Source organism: Marinobacter pelagius (assembly GCF_003315345.1).
Lineage (GTDB): Bacteria > Pseudomonadota > Gammaproteobacteria > Pseudomonadales > Oleiphilaceae > Marinobacter > Marinobacter pelagius_A.
Genome location: NZ_QNRO01000032.1, coordinates 1 through 16,994, shown reverse-complemented (window position 1 = coordinate 16,994; position 16,994 = coordinate 1). Strand labels below are relative to the sequence as shown.

The following is a 16,994-nucleotide window of genomic DNA, read 5'->3' as shown; positions in this document are numbered from 1 at the left end:
CACGGATTAACCCGCTAACGGTTGCAAATTCAGTATCAGTCCACAGGATTACAGGTAGACACTCGTTAGAAACGGGAGGAGGACCGGATGTCCAAATCACTAATTCTCAGGATAATCGTGGCTATCGCCATCATCGGCGGCGGAATTTTCGTCATAATCAAAGACGAACCACAGCCGCCCACCGGCGACATCAACAGCATTGAGCCCTTGCCCAAACAGGACGGCCCATGACCCACGCCAAACGCGTTTACCTGGCCGGCCCGGAAGTCTTCTTCCCGGCAACCGAACACCAGATCATCGTGACTGAGAAGAAACGCATTCTCCGGGAACTCGGCTGGGAAGGCCTGGACCCCCTGGATACCGAGTTGGCGTTCGGCGATAACGAATCCCCGCAGCAGCGCGGCTTCCGCATTTACCGCGCCAATCGCGAACTAATGAACAGCTGCGATTCCGTTATTGCCAATCTCACCCCCTTTCGAGGCATCAGCGCCGACCCTGGAACGGTATTTGAAGTAGGATACATGATCGGCCAGGGCAAACAGGCGATTGGCTACAGCCTTAATCCCCTAACTTACCGACACCGGGCCGGAAACCGCACCCACGATGATCTTGGCCATGTCATTGAGGATTTCGACTTGGCCGACAACCTGATGATCGAATGCGGCATTGTTGAATCCGGCGGCCAGCTGTTTGTAGCGGAGCACCGGTCCGAGTTGGAATTCTTTGATGCGGAGCTGTTTGAGAAGTGCGCGCGGGCGCTAGACTACTGAAGCCCTGGTGATTCCGAAGGGCCATATCGAAGAGCAGTAAGGAATAGCCTCTTGCAGACCACGCGAATCAAAGGCCTGACCATCGCCGCCCTGGGCGTCCTGTTCATTGTCCCGGACGCCCTACTGGTAAAAATCACCTCGGTACCGCCGATAGTCTTCCTGTTCTGGCGAGGCCTGCTGCTGGCCTTCAGCTTCTGGCTGATCAGCTGGCTGAGATACCGCGACCGCCTGACAACAGAAATCAGGCGCTGCGGCAGGAAAGGCATCTTCTGCGCGGGAGCGTTTGCCGTCAGCACCCTGGGGTTTGTCGTAGGCATGAAAAACACAGCCGCCGGCAACGTATTGGTCATCCTTAACACCGCACCCGTCATTGCTGCCCTGATTGCCTGGCTGATCTGGAAGGAAACCCTGCCCTGGAGAACCTGGATCGTTATCCTGGTGTGTGTCACGGGCGCAACCTTCATGGCAGTCGGCGAACTGGGCAAAGGCGACCCGCTCGGCCTGATCATGGCCGGCATCGCCGCCACGGCCCTCGCCTCCAACCTCAACGTCGCCCGCTCCCGGCCTGACTGCGATATGAGCGTGATGCTCATGTTTGGGGCATTGGCGTTGGCCATTGTCGCGGCATTCATGGGTGGTGCCGAGCTTCCTTCAGCAAGAGATGCCTTCTTCATTGGCCTGCTGTGCCTGGTGTTCCTGCCAATGGCCTGCATTCTGATTCAGATCGGACCGCGTTATATCCCGGCAGCGGAAGTCAGCCTGATGTTACTGCTGGAGACGGTGTTGGGGTCTTTTCTGGTTTGGCTGTTTCTGGGGGAGGTGCCGCCGAAGCTTAGTATGGTTGGTGGGGTGATTGTTTTTTCCGCGCTCGCAGCCCACGGATGGATTGAAGTTAGACGGTATCGGAAAGCTCGAGTGGTATGAGCCACAGAATTATGGTGCCCGGAGCCGGAATCGAACCGGCACGGCCTTGCGGCCGAGAGATTTTAAGTCTCTTGTGTCTACCAATTTCACCATCCGGGCATTCGGAGGGAGGTTTTGAGGGGCAGAATTGTATAAGGCCATGTGCCGTAACGCAATTCTGAATCCGCGTGGGTTTCAGGCCTCTGCTGGCTTCACTGCCCTGCCCTTGTAGATGTAGCCGGCGATCTTCGGGGCGCTGGGGATGTAGAGGTTTTCCAGTTCCCGGATTTCAAAGCCGGCTTCGCGGATGAGGTCGGCGATGTGTCGGTTCAGGTGGCAGCCGCCGGCGACTTTTTTCCAGGCCGGGGTGATGCGGTGCTGCCATTTTTTTACGCCGTGATGGTCGGATTCGCCGTGTTCCAGGAAGATGAGTTCACCGCCCGGTTTGAGGACGCGTTTCATCTGTTGCAGTGCAGCGTGCCAGTCGGGGATGGTGCACAGGGTGAAGGTGAGCAGCACCGTGTCGATGGTGTTGTCCTCGAGCGGGATCTTTTCTCCGGGCAGGTCCAGCCACTCGACCTTGATGTTCGAGCGCCGCAGGTTCGGTTGGGCTTTGCGGCGCATGCCTTCCGAGGGTTCCAGGCCGTATACCAGGTCGACTTTGTCGCTATCGTAGAACTCGAGGTTGATGGCCGATCCCATACCCACTTCCAGCACGGTTCCCCGGGCGTGTGGAACCACCTGGCTGCGCAGTTTCATCACCTGGCCCATTGAACAGGCCTTGTCTATGATGTGTGGAAGTATCCGGTCTTCGTAAAAGCTCATTGGCTTCACCATAATTGTTTTAAATCAAGCGGTGCGACAATCTGCCCTATCGGTTTTACCCTGCTATTGGGTAGCATGGTATTCATCTGCCGGTAATTACAACATAACAATATGAGCTAAGGCAGCGGCTGGGCGGGACAGTTGCGCTCGCTCTAATTGTGATGTGTGGGTTTACCGGAGGTTCCCATGGAACTTGATCCTCTCTTACTATCGCGAATCCAGTTCGCGTTCGTGGTGTCATTTCACGCCATCTTTCCGGTGTTTACCATCGGTCTGGCTTCCTATATTGCCGTGCTGGAAGGCCTGGGCTTCAAGACCGGTAATCCGGTGTGGCTGAAGCTGTCCACCTTCTGGACCAAGGTCTTTGCCGTGGTCTTCGGCATGGGCGTGGTCTCGGGCATCGTGATGTCGTTCCAGTTCGGCACCAACTGGAGCAACTTCTCCCAGGCCACCGCTAACTTCCTCGGGCCGGTGCTCAGCTATGAGGTGATCACCGCCTTCTTCCTGGAAGCCGCGTTCCTGGGCGTGCTGCTGTTCGGGCGCAACAAGGTGCCGGCCGGCGTGCACCTGTTCGCTGCCATCATGGTGGCCACCGGCACCTTCATCTCGTCGTTCTGGATTCTTGCCGCCAACAGCTGGATGCAGACCCCGGCCGGCTTCGAGCTGATCAACGGCGTGTTCCACGTCACCTCCTGGAGTGAAGCGATCTTCAACCCCTCCTTCCCGTACCGCTTCATGCACATGGGCCTGGCCTCGTTCCTGACCGGCAGCTTCGTGGTGGCCGGTGTCAGCGCCTGGTACATTCTCCGGGGCCGGGAAGTGGAGGCCAACCGCAAGGCACTGTCCATGTGCCTGTGGCTGATTCTGTTCATCGCCCCGGCCCAGCTGATCGTGGGCGACTTCCACGGCCTGAACACCCTGGAGCACCAGCCCACCAAGGTGGCCGCGATGGAAGGCAACTGGGAGACCTCCCCCAACGTGCCCCTGCTGCTGTTCGCCATTCCGGACCAGGACGCCCAGACCAACCATTTCGAGATCGGTATTCCGAGCCTGGCCAGCCTGATTCTGACCCACGAGTGGGACGGCGTGGTGCCGGGCCTGAAGGACGTGCCCCGGGCGGAGCAGCCGCCGGTGGCCATCGTGTTCTGGTCGTTCCGGATCATGGTGGGCATTGGCACCCTGATGATCCTGGTGGGCCTGACCGGCCTGGCGCTGCGTCGGGGTGGCCGCTACTTCCAGTCCACCTGGTTCCTGCAGGTGCTGCGGGTGATGAGCATTGCCCCGTTCATTGCGGTGCTGACCGGCTGGTTCGTCACCGAAGTGGGCCGGGCCCCGTGGCTGGTGTACGGCATCATGGACCAGGCCTCGGCGGTGACCCCGTCCCTGACCGGGGGTATGGCGCTGTTCACCCTGATCGGCTACATCGTGGTCTACGCAGCGGTGTTCTCCGCCGGGGTCTACTATCTGATGCGGGTGCTGTACGTGGGGCTGGAAGACCAGCATGACGAGGAAGAGCACGAGGCGGAGCGTCCGGCCCGTCCGCTTTCCGCCGCCCACGTGCCGTTCGAATACGGCGAAGACAAACCGAGCAACCCGGCCAAGCAGGGAGGTCACTGACTATGGAACTGTTCGATCTGCCCCTGATCTGGGCATTCATTATCGGCTTCGGCATCATCATGTATGTGCTGATGGACGGCTTCGACCTCGGGGTCGGCATCCTGTTCCCGTTCGCCCCGAGCGAGGGCGACCGGGACACCATGATGAACTCGGTGGCCCCGGTGTGGGACGGCAACGAGACCTGGCTGGTGCTCGGTGGTGCCGGCCTGCTGGCCGCCTTCCCGATGGTCTACACCATCTTCCTGCCGGCGCTGTACATCGGCGTGTTCCTGCTGCTGGCCGGTCTGATCTTCCGGGGCGTGGCCTTCGAGTTCCGGTTCAAGGCGCGCACCTCCCGGTACCTGTGGAACTGGGCCTTTGCCGGCGGTTCGACCATCGCCTCCTTCGCCCAGGGCGCGGTGGTCGGGGCCTACATCCAGGGCTTCAATACCGTGGACGGCGTGTACGTCGGCGGCGCGCTGGACTGGCTGACCCCGTTCACCGTCCTCACCGGCCTGGGCATGCTGGCCGGTTATTCGCTGCTGGGCTCCACCTGGCTGATCATGAAGACCGAGGGCCGGCTGCAGGAATGGGCCTACAAGATCACGCTGCCATTGCTGGCCGCGGTGCTGATCATCTTCGGCATTATCAGTGTCTGGACCCCGTTCGTGGACGACATGGTGCGCGAGCGCTGGTTCTCGAATCTGACCGTGATCTGGGTCCTGCCGGTACTGACCCTGCTGTGCGCGTTCCAGATCTTCCGGTCGGTACGCAACCGCTTCGAGGGTATGCCGTTCGTGGCCACCATGGGTCTGTTCATCACCACCTACCTGGGTCTGGTGGTCAGTCGCTGGCCGTACGTGGTGCCGCCGGAGTACACCCTGTGGGATGCGGCCTCGGCCTACGGCTCCCAGATGTTCCTACTGCTGGGTACCTTGCTGGTAGTGCCCATCGTGATCACCTACACCGCCTGGACCTACTGGGTCTTCCGCGGCAAGGTGCGTGCGGGCGAGGGATATCACTAAGTGACAGCTCCGGAACAGCGAAACGTTCGCCGCTGGCTCACGGAGCTTGCCGCCGGCAATCGTCGATGGGTACAGGGTGCCGTATTAACCGGCACCCTGGCCGGCATTGCGACCATCGTTCAGATGGTCCTGCTGGCCCGCATCGTTCATCTCGGGGTGATCGAGGGGATTGCCGTCTCAGAGCTGATGGACCTCTTTATCGTCCTGGTGATTACCCTGGTTATCCGGGCGCTGTTCCAGGGATTGCAAACCCGCCTTGCGGCCCAGTGCAGCAAGCGGGTTCGCCGGACCGCCCGCCGCCAGATTCACCGGCATTGGCAGGCCGCAGGGCCGGTTGCCATGGGCCAGGAGTCCGCCGGGGCACTTGCCCGGGAATGGATTGATCACGTGGAAGCCCTGCACGGCTACTACGCCAGGTTCCTGCCCCAGATGCAGCTGTCTGTGATCGTACCCCTGCTCATTCTGGCTCTGGTGTTCTGGCTGGACTGGCTGGCCGCCGTCTTCCTGCTGCTGTCTGCACCGCTGATTCCCCTGTTCATGGCGCTGGTGGGGATGGGTGCGGAAAAACTGAATCAACAGCACTTCGAGACCATCAGCCGGCTATCCGGCCAGTTCCTGGACAAGGTGCGCGGTCTTACCACCCTTCAGCTGTTCGGCCAGACCGAATCCGCCGCGGACCTTCTTGCCCGCCGCTCGGACCGTTACCGGGTGGTCACCATGAAGACCCTGAAGATTGCGTTTCTTTCCTCGGCGGTCCTGGAGTTCTTCGCGTCGGTGGCAATTGCGGTGATCGCCATTTACATCGGCTTTGGACTGCTGGGCTACATCACCTTTGGTCCTGCCGATGAGCTTACCCTGTTCACCGGTTTGCTGATCCTGTTATTGGCGCCGGAATTCTTCCAGCCGCTGCGAACGCTGTCCCAGTATTATCACGACCGGGCCGCCGCGCTGGGTGCCGGTACCGAGATTCTCGCCCGGCTGCAGGACTACCCTGCCAGTACTCTGCAAGTGAAATCAGAACAGTCCGCGCCCGCAACTGCCGGGTCGCCCAGTCTCATCACTCTCGACAGCGTGAGTTTTACCCACCCGGGCGAAGCTAAACCCTGGTTCAGGGACCTGAACCTGCAAATTGAAAAAGGCCACGCCGTCGCCTTGACCGGCCCGTCCGGAGGCGGCAAATCCACCCTGCTGTATCTGCTGGCCGGTTTTCTGGCGCCTGACTCGGGCGAGATCCGGGTTTTCGGCCAAGTGCCGGGCAAAGCCGCTTTTGGCTGGCTGGGCCAGAAAGGCTTCCTCGTTCATGGCACCTGGGCCGATAACCTCCGGCTCACTTCCCCGGACGCTTCCGACGTTGCCATTGACGCTGCGCTCCGGCGCGTCGGCCTCGGAGATCTGGTGGACAGCCGGGAAGACGGCATCTACAGCCCCGTGTCGGATCAGGGTCGGGGCTTGTCTGGTGGCCAGGCACGGCGTCTCAGCTTGGCACGGATCTTCCTGGCGGATTACGATCTGATTTTGCTGGACGAACCGACCGCCGGGCTCGATTCAGCCAGCGAGATCTATATTCTTGAAAGCCTTCGCAAGTTGTCCCAGGCGGGCAAGACACTGGTCTTCTCAACTCACCACCACGCCCTGCTTACGCTTGCGGACCGTGTACTGACTGTCGACGATGGGGAGGTTTACCATGCGTGAATTGGCTCCCTGGCTTGCCCTGATCTTCCAGCGCCCCTGGCGACTCGTGCTAGGCGGGGTGCTGATTCTGGCGACCCTCGCATCCGGCATCGGCCTGCTGGCGCTGTCCGGATGGTTTATCACGGACACGGCCATTGTAGGCATTCTGCTTGCGGCCGGCACCCAGGTGGCGGTCAACTTGTATGTGCCCGGCGGGGGGATCAGATTCTTTGCGGTCTCCCGAACGGTAGCCCGGTATCTGGAACGGGTCTATAACCACGATACCGTACTGCGGTTGCTCACCGACATCAGGGTGGCCCTGTTCCACCGATTGGCCGGAGCCAGCCGAACCGGCCAGTCCAGACTCTCCGGGGCCCAGTGGCTCTCGCGTCTGACCAGCGATGTGGATGCCCTGGATACCATCTACCTCAGGGTTATCGCGCCTGCTGCACTTGCCGGGGTTATCACTCTGCTGGTGGCTTTGCTCGCGTGGGTACTGTTCAGTGGCGCGGTGGCGCTGGGTCTGCTTGCCATCACCACCCTTGCTTTCGTGCTGGCCACCGTCGCCGTCTATGTGCGCACTCGTGAACCCTCCTATCGCCAGGCTGACCGTCAGGAGGAATTGCGTACTGCGGTTGTCGAACACATTGAAGGCTTCGCGGAATTACGTGCTGCGGGTCGCACCGGGCGGCACGGTGCCTGGTTGCTGCGCCAGGCCCACCAGATGAACTCGGAGCAGGTTGAGGTGGACTCCAAGGTTGGCTGGCATCAGGCCATCAGCCACCTGCTGATCAATCTGTGTGCTGTATTTGCACTCTGGGCCGGCTATGGGTTGTATGAGACCGGTGCCATCTCGGGCCCGGTCCTGGTGCTGCTTCCCATCGCGATCCTGGGGCTTGCCGAGGTGTATTCCATGCTACCGGATGCCTTTGGCAAGCTTGGCAGTACTGTCTCCTCCGCAGCCCGCCTGAATCGGGATGCAACGCCCGCCGGTGAGCAAGGGAAGGCCGAGATACCCGCGCCGGCCGACGATCATCTGGCTCTGGTGGCTCAGGATATTGCCGTTCGGTACGACGGGTTCGCGCCCATTCTCACCCATTTCGACCTCACCCTCTCCCGGGGTGAACGCATCGGCATTCTGGGCCGTTCCGGCAGCGGCAAATCATCTCTGGCCGACACACTGGCCGGTCTTTTACCTGCGTCCCGGGGCGAACTGGCCCGGCAACCCTGTGCCTACCTGACCCAGCAGACGGCGCTCTTTGACGATACCTTGCGAGCCAATCTGATCCTGGGAAACCCCGCAGCTACGGACGCTGAGCTGTGGCAGGTCCTGGAACTGGTGGAACTTGGGGATCGGTTTGCCCGTGAGCCGGAGCAACTGGACACCTGGCTTGGAAACACCGGAAGCCGGCTTTCCGGCGGGGAGGCCCGCCGGGTGGCACTGGCGCGGGTACTGTTGAATCCGGCGCCATTGGTGGTACTGGATGAACCTTTCACCGGGCTGGATGGTGACACCAGAAGCCGCATCAGCAAACGCCTGGAGCGCTGGCTGGAAGGAAAATCGGTGATCAGCCTGGCCCACGGGTCGGAGGCCCTGCCGGCAACCGACCGCGTGATCCATCTGGAGTAATGACTGCCCTAGCGGGTCTCGACCACCTCGAAAGTCAGGCCCGCTTTTTCGGTCAGCCGTTTCAGCAGGTCTCCGTCGAGCAGTGATGCCGGCGTCCAGAAACCACCGGGCTTATCCGCAGGCACATCAAACGCCAGGCACATACCGGCTTCGCCGAGCATCTTGCCAGTGGAGCCATAACCTGGGTCACGATCGCCGGTCACCTTGGTGATCATGGTCTTGCCATCCTCCGTGCGTCCGACAAATCGGATATCGAAGAAGCCGGTACGCTGCTCTTCCGGGCTCGGCCCCTCACCGGGCTTGGGCACCAGTTTCTCCACCACCCATCGGGTGGGCTTGAGGGCAGAGGCCGTGAAGAAAGTTCCCAAGGCCGCCGTCATGGCGTAGGCACTGGCCCTGCCCTTCAGGCCGCGACCGGTCATCATGGCTTCGTCGTAGGTGAACTCCTTGCCGTAGCGGGCGTCCTGCAGGGCGTTTGAGCGGTGCACTATCCGCGTATTGATGGCCCCCATGACAAATGGCGCCAGCCAGACCTGGAACGTTTTGTCGAACTCGGCGGTTTTCAGGCTCGGCTGACGGGTTTGCGAGCGGTGTTCCGAGGGGCTGATGGAAAAGGGATTGGCCAGTTCCTTGCGCAACGCCGGATCGGAGCCCGCTTCTTTGGCGATGTTGATCATCGACGCCACGGTTCCCCCGGACAGCCCACCCTTGGCCGCCTTGACCCGCATACGGACATCCTTGCAGGGGGCTCCGAAGGTTTCCTCGGCCTGCTGCTGCAGGTACCAGACCCCGAGATCCGAGGGAATCGAGTCAAAACCACAGCAATGGACAATGCGGGCGCCGGAGGACTTCGCCTCCTCCTCGTACCGTTCGATCATCTTGCGAATCCACTGGACCTCGCCGGTCAGATCACAATAGTCGGTACCAGAGCGGACGCAGGCCTGCACCATGGGCTCACCGTAGAGCGCATAGGGGCCGACGGTGGATATCACCGCCCGGGTCTGGCCACACAGGGCTTCCAGGGAATCCTGATCCGACACGTCCGCCAGGATGACCGGCAGTTCTTTTGCCTTATGGCCCAGCTCGCCTTTCACCCCTTCCAGCTTATGGCTGGAACGACCGGCAATGGCCCAGTTGACCGATTGCCCGACGCCGTACGTCTCGAACAGATAGCGGGTCAGAATTTGCCCGACAAAACTGGTGGCCCCGAATACGACGAGGTCATAGTTGGTATTCGTTGTCTTTGCCATCGGAGTTCCTCTCCTTGCATTCAGAAAGTGACTATAGGGTTGAGGCGTTCGGACGCGTGCCCATCAGGCGCATGAGAATGGCAACGCCCAACCCCCAGAAACCGTTGAGTATGAGGCCACCGGTCCAGGTCTGCGCGGTCACCTCCAGACCTTTCAGAGGAAACACCACAAGCATGGCGACTGCGGTCGGCGCCAGGGCGCCCAGCAGGATGTGTCCGAGCCAGAACCCGATTCCCGCCAGTCTCCCCAGGATCAACCAGAGCACCATTCCCCAAAGGCCGCCAAAGAATGCCAGGGAGACGATTTGAGGGACGCCAAAGGGTGGCACCGGCGACATGTTGAACGGTTCACTGGGCACCATGCCTGCGAGGTAAAACACCATGAACAGTCCCTGGTGAAAAATCAGTGTTGCCAGAAATCCGGCTATAAACGCCTTGATCCAGACCATTGCTGGGTTCCTTTTTTATGAAGTTCCGCTAACCAATTGATTCTCCGAATATGACGCAACAGCTGCAAATCAAGGTAGCAGCTTTGTGCATTGCTTCCAGTTTCCGAGTTTCTTTGTGGGGCCCGTCGGCTCGGCCAATCGTTTGGCCTGCCGGTTGCTGCACACTGGCGGCTGACCCCGAAAACCAAGCTGGAGGCCTCCGTTGCTGACATTATTACTGGTTCTCAGCGTTATCCTGGTGCTGTTCAGCGGCTTTCTCTACTGGCAGATCCTTGAGCAGAGGAAAGTGATACACCAGATCATGGAACAGGACAGGATCGATGAATCCGGTGTCGATCCGGAACTGGTGCTTACGCTCAAAGTGCTCGACCCGATTGCCGTCGCGAAGCGGGAATCCCGCTCGGCCCGTATCCTGGCAGACCGGCTGCCGGTGATGGTCAGCAAGATGGTGTACCAGGAGGTGATGAAAGAGCTGGAACAGGAACTGCAGGAGCGGGAAATCGACGTTTATATGCAGCTCGAGTACCGCTGAAGGTTCCCGGTATGATAACTGAACTGCTGACTGTCCCTCTCCTGCTGATCGCCGCCGGCGCGCTGCTACTGGTTTTCCGGCAGCTGCAGGCGTGCCGTGTCATGCTCAGGCGGGTCAACACCCACCGCATTGCCGCCCGCAGTGCCGTTCAGAAGCGCCGGATGGACCTGATGGAAGTCCGCAACCGGACGAAACTCCTGGAAGAGACCGTCTCCGGCGGAACCAGTGCCGTGGAGAAGGTGCACAAAACCATTTCGAGCACCACATTCGGGCTGATTGACCTGTTCTCAAGGGACGAGGATTTCAGGAAGAATGCCTTGAAGGCCCGGACCACCCACGATCAGACCAGCAGCGAGATATACAATGCAGTACGAACGACCAACCGGGCCCTGCATATTCTGGCGGATACCCTCATCATCAGTAAGGTTGAGAAACGCATCATCTCCCGCCACACCCGACGGCCCCGGAACGGCGATGATCAGTCCGGGTAAATTGGCTGGCTACCAGGCAAGCTCGAACGATCCGTTTGCCGTCCTCTCCAGGGCCGTGCCGTAGTCTCGGCAGACTTCGTTCAGCCGGTCCTGCAGCCACGTCGCCTCCTCCTCGTTTGCGTGGTTCAACCGGAACCGCTCCATGCGTATGGGGACCATCCGAAGGCTTTTCAGCAGACCGGTGTCGGAATCGAGGGTTGGCAGGTAAATCAGGGATAATTCGGGGTGAAACGCCTCATAGCCGCGAATACCCTCATAGTCATTGATAAGGTCCCCGCACCCAAATAGGATCAACCGGCCGTTCCATACTTCAATGCCACGGGGATGGTGAGAGGAATGACCATGGATCACATCGGCACCGGCCTCATCAATCAGACGGTGCGCAAATAGCCTGTCCTCGTCCTCCACGTAATAACCCCAGTTACCGCCCCAGTGGACCGAAACCAGAACCCGGTCCCCGGGTTGCCTGGACTGATCTATTATCCGGGCGATCGCTTTGACCGACCGACTGTCGAGGCCGTGTAGCAGGAACACGCCACTGCGACCGGGACCCGCCGCCCAGTCCTCGGGGATACCGCTGGACGCCAGGCCGCAGGCCAGAACCAGCAACCTGCCCCCGTCAGGAAGCGGGAAAATCGCCGGCGATTGGGCCTCCATCTCATACAGGCCAGCACCGGGCGTAAGCATTCCGGCGCCGTGGAGCACTTTCAGTGTTTCCGCAAGCCCTTCCCGACCCCAGTCGAGCACGTGGTTATTGGCCAGGCCACAAATGTCCAGGCGCGCAGCTGAAAGACAGGCCAGGTTGTCCGGGTGCATCCGGTAGTGAATTCCTTTGCCGGGCCAGGGCTTAGCGGCGGTCGTTACACTGGTCTCAAGGTTCACGATGCGAACGTCGGGGTTAAACCGATCCAGCTCAGACAGGGCATCGCCCCAGATATAGTGACCAGAAACCTTCCTGGGGATCGGGCCGGCCTTCCTTTCCGCCAGGGCGATGTAGTCCCGTGCGTCGATCACGCAGGATTCGTAAAGCCCTGGCTTCGAGGGAACGGGCATGATCTGATCGATACCTCGCCCGGTCATGACGTCCCCGGCCAGAAAGAGTTTCAGTGGTTGCTTTTTCATCGTCCATCCATCAGCTATTGTCTATAAAGTAGACGATGAAGGACCATTGGAGGAATTGCCCATGCTCGACGTCAATCCGGACACCGTTTGCCATCTGGTCCAGCTGGCGCGGGAATTTCATGCCCAGGAACAGGTCGTCATACCCACCGACTCCGGTGATGCCAGCGAAGACTGGCATGTCCAGATGCTCGCCTCCCACGCCGGAGATTCCACTCTGGAGGAGTTCCGCTCGGTGGTTACCGATTTGGAACCGGACCAGCAGCAGCAAGTGGTCGCACTCTTGTGGCTCGGCCGGGGCGACTACAGTCTTGAGGAGTGGGAGGAGGCATTGGCCTATGCCTCGGATGCATCGAACGATACAACCGCCGATTACCTGATCGCCCACCCCCTGTTACCGGACTACTTGCTGGAGGGGCTGTCCCTGATGGGATATTCCTGCGACGAGTAACACTTGCGGGTTTCCCGGAAAAGACAAACACTCGACTGCAACTTTGTGCAGGCAATAAAAAAGGCGCCCTGGGGCGCCTTTTTTATTAGCTTCTCAGAAAGTTACAAAACTTTCTTCAGCTCTTCTTCCAGTTGCGGAACTGCTTCGAACAGGTCCGCGACCAGGCCATAATCGGCCACCTGGAAGATCGGGGCTTCTTCGTCCTTGTTGATCGCAACGATCACCTTGGAGTCAGACATACCCGCCAAGTGCTGGATGGCACCGGAGATGCCCACCGCGATGTACAGCTGCGGAGCAACGATCTTACCGGTCTGACCAACCTGCATGTCGTTCGGCACAAAGCCGGCGTCGACAGCGGCACGGGATGCGCCAACAGCGGCACCCATCAGATCGGCTACCTGCTCCAGCATCTTGAAGTTATCGCCGTTCTGCATGCCGCGACCACCGGAAACAACGATACCGGCGCTTGCCAGATCAGGACGATCGGATTTGGCCAGCTCTTCGTTTACGAACTGGGACAAACCGGCGTCTTTAACAACGTCCAGCTGTTCAACAGCAGCGGAGCCACCTTCACCGGCAACCGGGTCGAAAGCGGTCGGACGAACAGTAACCACCTTGATGCTGTCACTGGATTTCACAGTGGCAATGGCGTTACCCGCGTAGATCGGGCGAACGAAGGTGTCCTCGGATTCAACACGCATGATGTCGGAAACCTGGGCAACGTCCAGAAGTGCGGCAACCCGTGGCATGAAATCTTTGCCCACGGTGCCTGCGGCGGCCAGGATGTGGCTGTAGCCCTTGCCCACTTCGGCAACCAGCTCGCCCAGGTTCTCACCCAGGAAGTGACCATACGCAGCGTTATCGGCAACCAGAACCTTGTTCACGCCCTCGGCCTTGGCAGCAGCTTCGGCAACGGCACCACAGTTCTCGCCGGCAACCAGCACGTCGATGTCACCGCCAATGGCCTTGGCAGCCGCTACAACATTCAGGGTAGCCTGCTTCAGGCTGCTGTTGTCGTGTTCAGCAATTACCAGGATGCTCATTTAGATCACCTTCGCTTCGTTCTTCAGTTTATCGACCAGCTCAGCTACGTCAGCCACCTTGACACCCGCCTGGCGCGCGGCCGGGGCTTCGACTTTCAGGGTGGACAGGCGCGGGGCAATGTCGACGCCCAGATCAGCCGGGCTCATGTTGTCCAGCGGCTTTTTCTTGGCCTTCATGATGTTCGGCAGAGACGCATAACGCGGCTCGTTCAGACGCAGGTCAGTGGTGACGACGGCCGGGAGGTTCAGGGAAACGGTCATCAGACCACCGTCTACCTCACGGGTTACGTTGACCTTGTCGCCTTCAACAACCACTTCGGAAGCGAAGGTGCCCTGACCCATGCCGGTCAGCGCGGCCAGCATCTGGCCAGTCTGGTTGTTGTCGGAATCGATGGACTGCTTGCCGAGAATGACCAGCTTCGGCTCTTCCTTCTCAACAACAGCCTTCAGCAGCTTGGCCGCTTCGAGAGACTGGACTTCTTCGTCGGTCTCGACGTGGATACCACGGTCAGCACCCAGGGCCAGAGCGGTACGGATTTGCTCCTGTGCAGCCTTCGGACCAATGGAAACCACCACGATTTCACTGGCAACACCCTTTTCTTTCAGACGAACCGCTTCTTCAACAGCGATTTCGCAGAATGGGTTCATTGCCATCTTGACGTTGGCGAGGTCAACACCGGTGTTGTCCGGCTTGACGCGCACCTTCACGTTGTAGTCGATAACTCGTTTTACAGCGACCAGAACCTTCATAGATTCCTCGTTCTTCTACGATGGGTTTAATGACTCGCAGTCCCCCGCGGAGCCTGCCGAAATTCAGTGCGCACTAATGATGGAGGCAATGGTCAGCAGAATCAATAGCCTCAAACGACGCGCCGGGACTGCTTTAAAAGCCAATTCGACGGTGTTGACCCGGATTGGCAATGAGACGATACTAAAATTCGACTCAAAACACACGATGTTTCGGTGTACACGTACAATGCCAAAGCTCACGGAGAATTTCAAACAAACGTTTGTTTGATTTCTTAAATGCGGTATGCTTTCGGTTAAATTAGCCGGGGTATTCGGCTCGGGGCAGTCGTCTATAGGCAGTTTTACCGGTATGATGACGCCCCTGTAAATCGGCCTGCGGGCAAATAATTTCCAATAGAAGCTGTTTGAGGAGACCAACGTGGAACGCGAATCGATGGAATTTGATGTTCTGATCGTCGGCGGCGGCCCTGCGGGCCTGTCGGCAGCCTGCCGCGTCATGCAACTGGCGCAGGAAGCCGGCGAAGAACTGACCGTATGCGTGGTAGAGAAAGGGTCTGAAATCGGTGCGCACATCCTCGCCGGTACCGTATTCGAGCCCACCGCCCTGAACGAACTCTTCCCGGACTGGAAAGAGAAAGGCGCTCCCCTGAACACGCCGGTTACCCGGGATGACATCTTCCTGCTGAAGAACCAGGAAAACGCCACCAAGATCCCGAATGCCTTTGTGCCCAAGAATATGTACAACCACGGCAACTACATTATCAGCCTGGGCAACCTGTGCCGCTGGCTGGCCGAACAGGCCGAGCAGCTTGGCGTTGAAGTCTATCCGGGCTTCGCCGCGGCCGAGACCATTGTTGAGGATGGCCAGGTCAAGGGCATCATCACCGGCGACATGGGCGTGGCCCGTGACGGTTCCGAGAAAGACGGCTACATGCCGGGCATGGAACTGCGCGCCAAATACACCCTGTTCACCGAGGGCTGCCGCGGTCACCTGGGCAAGCGCCTGATCAACGATTTCAAACTGGATGAAGGCAAGGATCCACAGCACTACGGCATCGGCATCAAGGAGCTGTGGGACATCGATCCGGCCAAACACGAGCCGGGCCTGGTCGTCCACACCACCGGCTGGCCACTGAACGAATCCGGTTCCACCGGCGGTTCCTTCCTTTATCACCTGGAAAACGGCCAGGTTTACGTGGGTCTGATCACCGATCTGTCCTACAGCAACCCGCACCTGAGCCCGTTCGAGGAATTCCAGCGCCTGAAGTTACACCCGGAAATCAGCAAGTACCTGGAAGGCGGCAAGCGCGTATCCTATGGCGCTCGTGCCATCGCCAAGGGCGGCTACAATGCCCTGCCGAAGATGAGCTTCCCGGGCGGTCTGCTGCTGGGCTGCGACGCCGGCACCCTGAACAGCTCCAAGATCAAGGGCTCCCACACCGCCATGAAGTCCGGCCTGCTGGGCGCGGAAGCGGTGTTCGAGGCTCTGAAGGAAGGCAAGAGCGGTGAGGAAATCACCGGCTTCCAGCAGCGTTTCGAAGAGAGCTGGCTGTATAAGGAGCTCTACGCCGAGCGTAACTTCGGCCCGGCCATGCACAAGTTCGGCAACGTGGTAGGCGGCGCCATCGCCTTCTTCGAGCAGAACATCCTGCGTGGCAGCCTCCCGATCACCTTCCACGATACCACTCCGGACTATGCCACTCTGAAGCCAGCGTCCGAGGCCAAGAAGATCAACTATCCGAAGCCGGATAACAAGCTGACCTTCGACCGCCTGTCCTCGGTATTCATTTCCAACACCAACCACGAGGAAGACCAGCCGGTTCACCTGAAGCTGACCGATCCGGATATTCCGCTGAAGGAAAACCTGCCGAAATACGACGAGCCCGCGCAGCGCTACTGCCCGGCCGGCGTATACGAAGTCGTCGAAGCAGAAGACGGCAGCGGCAAGAAGTTCCAGATCAACGCCCAGAACTGTGTTCACTGCAAGACCTGTGACATCAAGGATCCTGCCCAGAACATCAACTGGGTGACCCCGGAAGGGGGCGGTGGCCCGAATTATCCGAACATGTAAGCTTCGGAATTCGGGGTGAACATGGGGTCAGATGAAAGCTTTCATCTGACCCCTTTTTTTTGCCTGGAATTCAACTCAGGGGTCTGAAGAAGCCCTTCTTCTGACCCCATTTTCAAGCCGATCTCCACGGGCCCACCTCCCCTCAGGGGTCTGATGAAAGCCTTCATCTGACCCCATTCTCAACCTTGCCCCCATTTATCCCAGGCACAAAAAAACGGCCCATAAAGGACCGTTTCTTCGCAGAGGCGGGGGGCAGGCCTTAAGTTGGGGTCAGATGAAAGTGTTCATCAGACCCCGTTGCCATGAGGCCCGGATCTGAAGTGCCCCCCAAAACCTGGACAGTTTAATCAGGCTGCAGTCGCAGCCTGTTCTCTGTACTCCACCGGAGTCAGGCCGTTTAAGGTCAGCCGGATTCGGTG

Annotated in this window: 17 protein-coding genes and 1 tRNA gene; 11 read left to right on the top strand and 7 right to left on the bottom strand. The window is 59.4% G+C overall.

All coding sequences use genetic code 11. The annotated features are described in order from the left end of the window. Positions 1-87: 87 nt before the first annotated feature. The 3 genes from DET50_RS19480 to DET50_RS18455 are packed head-to-tail and all read left to right on the top strand — an operon-like array spanning position 88 to position 1,694. Positions 88-231 carry a hypothetical protein gene (locus tag DET50_RS19480; protein ID WP_181800020.1) on the top strand — a complete coding sequence of 48 codons (144 nt, stop codon included), beginning with the start codon at positions 88-90 and terminating at the stop codon, positions 229-231. Beyond that, complete coding sequence (locus DET50_RS18460) at positions 228-770, top strand: nucleoside 2-deoxyribosyltransferase (RefSeq protein ID WP_113864185.1); 543 nt, start codon at positions 228-230, stop codon at positions 768-770. Before DET50_RS19480 ends, DET50_RS18460 begins: the two co-directional genes overlap by 4 nt. 51 nt (positions 771-821) lie before the next feature. Beyond that, positions 822-1,694 (top strand): DMT family transporter, encoded by an 873-nt coding sequence (locus tag DET50_RS18455; RefSeq protein WP_113864184.1) that lies wholly within the window; start codon positions 822-824, stop codon positions 1,692-1,694. 12 nt (positions 1,695-1,706) lie between these two features. On the opposite strand, the gene DET50_RS18450 is transcribed toward DET50_RS18455, so the two are convergent. Beyond that, positions 1,707-1,793 (bottom strand) — tRNA-Leu (locus DET50_RS18450). 75 nt (positions 1,794-1,868) lie between these two features. After that, the gene (locus tag DET50_RS18445; RefSeq protein WP_113864183.1) at positions 1,869-2,498 is read right to left on the bottom strand and encodes a class I SAM-dependent methyltransferase; all 630 of its coding nucleotides are present in this window, start codon (positions 2,496-2,498) and stop codon (positions 1,869-1,871) included. A 186-nt stretch (positions 2,499-2,684) separates the two neighbouring features. On the opposite strand from DET50_RS18445, the gene DET50_RS18440 reads away from it, so the two are divergent. The 4 genes from DET50_RS18440 to cydC are packed head-to-tail and all read left to right on the top strand — an operon-like array spanning position 2,685 to position 8,420. Beyond that, positions 2,685-4,115, top strand: a complete 1,431-nt coding sequence (locus tag DET50_RS18440) for a cytochrome ubiquinol oxidase subunit I (RefSeq protein WP_113864182.1) — start codon at positions 2,685-2,687, stop codon at positions 4,113-4,115. Positions 4,116-4,117: 2 nt separating this feature from the next. Further along, positions 4,118-5,119 (top strand): cytochrome d ubiquinol oxidase subunit II, encoded by a 1,002-nt coding sequence (cydB, locus tag DET50_RS18435; RefSeq protein WP_113864181.1) that lies wholly within the window; start codon positions 4,118-4,120, stop codon positions 5,117-5,119. Continuing rightward, the gene (cydD, locus tag DET50_RS18430; protein WP_113864180.1) at positions 5,120-6,811 is read left to right on the top strand and encodes a thiol reductant ABC exporter subunit CydD; all 1,692 of its coding nucleotides are present in this window, start codon (positions 5,120-5,122) and stop codon (positions 6,809-6,811) included. Beyond that, on the top strand, positions 6,804-8,420 hold the full coding sequence (cydC, locus tag DET50_RS18425) for a thiol reductant ABC exporter subunit CydC (protein WP_113864179.1): 1,617 nt from the start codon (positions 6,804-6,806) through the stop codon (positions 8,418-8,420). Before cydD ends, cydC begins: the two co-directional genes overlap by 8 nt. A gap of 8 nt (positions 8,421-8,428) precedes the next feature. On the opposite strand, the gene DET50_RS18420 is transcribed toward cydC, so the two are convergent. Beyond that, a complete protein-coding gene (locus tag DET50_RS18420; RefSeq protein WP_113864178.1) occupies positions 8,429-9,670 on the bottom strand; it encodes a saccharopine dehydrogenase family protein in 1,242 nt (413 codons plus the stop codon). A 31-nt stretch (positions 9,671-9,701) separates the two neighbouring features. Next, positions 9,702-10,118, bottom strand: a complete 417-nt coding sequence (locus DET50_RS18415; RefSeq protein WP_113864177.1) for a hypothetical protein — start codon at positions 10,116-10,118, stop codon at positions 9,702-9,704. 202 nt (positions 10,119-10,320) lie between these two features. Between DET50_RS18415 and DET50_RS18410 the strand changes: the two genes are divergently transcribed. Together DET50_RS18410 and DET50_RS18405 are read left to right on the top strand one after the other, a co-directional pair. Further along, a complete protein-coding gene (locus DET50_RS18410; protein ID WP_113864176.1) occupies positions 10,321-10,650 on the top strand; it encodes a hypothetical protein in 330 nt (109 codons plus the stop codon). Between the two features lie 11 nt (positions 10,651-10,661). After that, positions 10,662-11,141: a hypothetical protein gene (locus DET50_RS18405; RefSeq protein WP_113864175.1), complete on the top strand. Its 480-nt coding sequence runs from the start codon at positions 10,662-10,664 to the stop codon at positions 11,139-11,141. 9 nt (positions 11,142-11,150) lie between these two features. On the opposite strand, the gene DET50_RS18400 is transcribed toward DET50_RS18405, so the two are convergent. Beyond that, complete coding sequence (locus tag DET50_RS18400) at positions 11,151-12,263, bottom strand: CapA family protein (protein ID WP_113864174.1); 1,113 nt, start codon at positions 12,261-12,263, stop codon at positions 11,151-11,153. Between the two features lie 61 nt (positions 12,264-12,324). On the opposite strand from DET50_RS18400, the gene DET50_RS18395 reads away from it, so the two are divergent. Beyond that, positions 12,325-12,711, top strand: a complete 387-nt coding sequence (locus tag DET50_RS18395; RefSeq protein ID WP_113864173.1) for a DUF3775 domain-containing protein — start codon at positions 12,325-12,327, stop codon at positions 12,709-12,711. A 101-nt stretch (positions 12,712-12,812) separates the two neighbouring features. Here the strand turns inward: DET50_RS18395 and DET50_RS18390 are convergent, their stop codons facing one another. Both DET50_RS18390 and DET50_RS18385 read right to left on the bottom strand, forming a co-directional pair. After that, the gene (locus DET50_RS18390; protein ID WP_113864172.1) at positions 12,813-13,754 is read right to left on the bottom strand and encodes an electron transfer flavoprotein subunit alpha/FixB family protein; all 942 of its coding nucleotides are present in this window, start codon (positions 13,752-13,754) and stop codon (positions 12,813-12,815) included. Continuing rightward, positions 13,755-14,504, bottom strand: a complete 750-nt coding sequence (locus tag DET50_RS18385) for an electron transfer flavoprotein subunit beta/FixA family protein (RefSeq protein ID WP_113864171.1) — start codon at positions 14,502-14,504, stop codon at positions 13,755-13,757. It abuts the gene before it with no gap. A gap of 418 nt (positions 14,505-14,922) precedes the next feature. Here DET50_RS18385 and DET50_RS18380 point away from each other — a divergent pair, with 418 nt between their 5' ends. After that, positions 14,923-16,575, top strand: a complete 1,653-nt coding sequence (locus DET50_RS18380) for an electron transfer flavoprotein-ubiquinone oxidoreductase (RefSeq protein ID WP_113864170.1) — start codon at positions 14,923-14,925, stop codon at positions 16,573-16,575. Positions 16,576-16,994 lie beyond the last annotated feature (419 nt).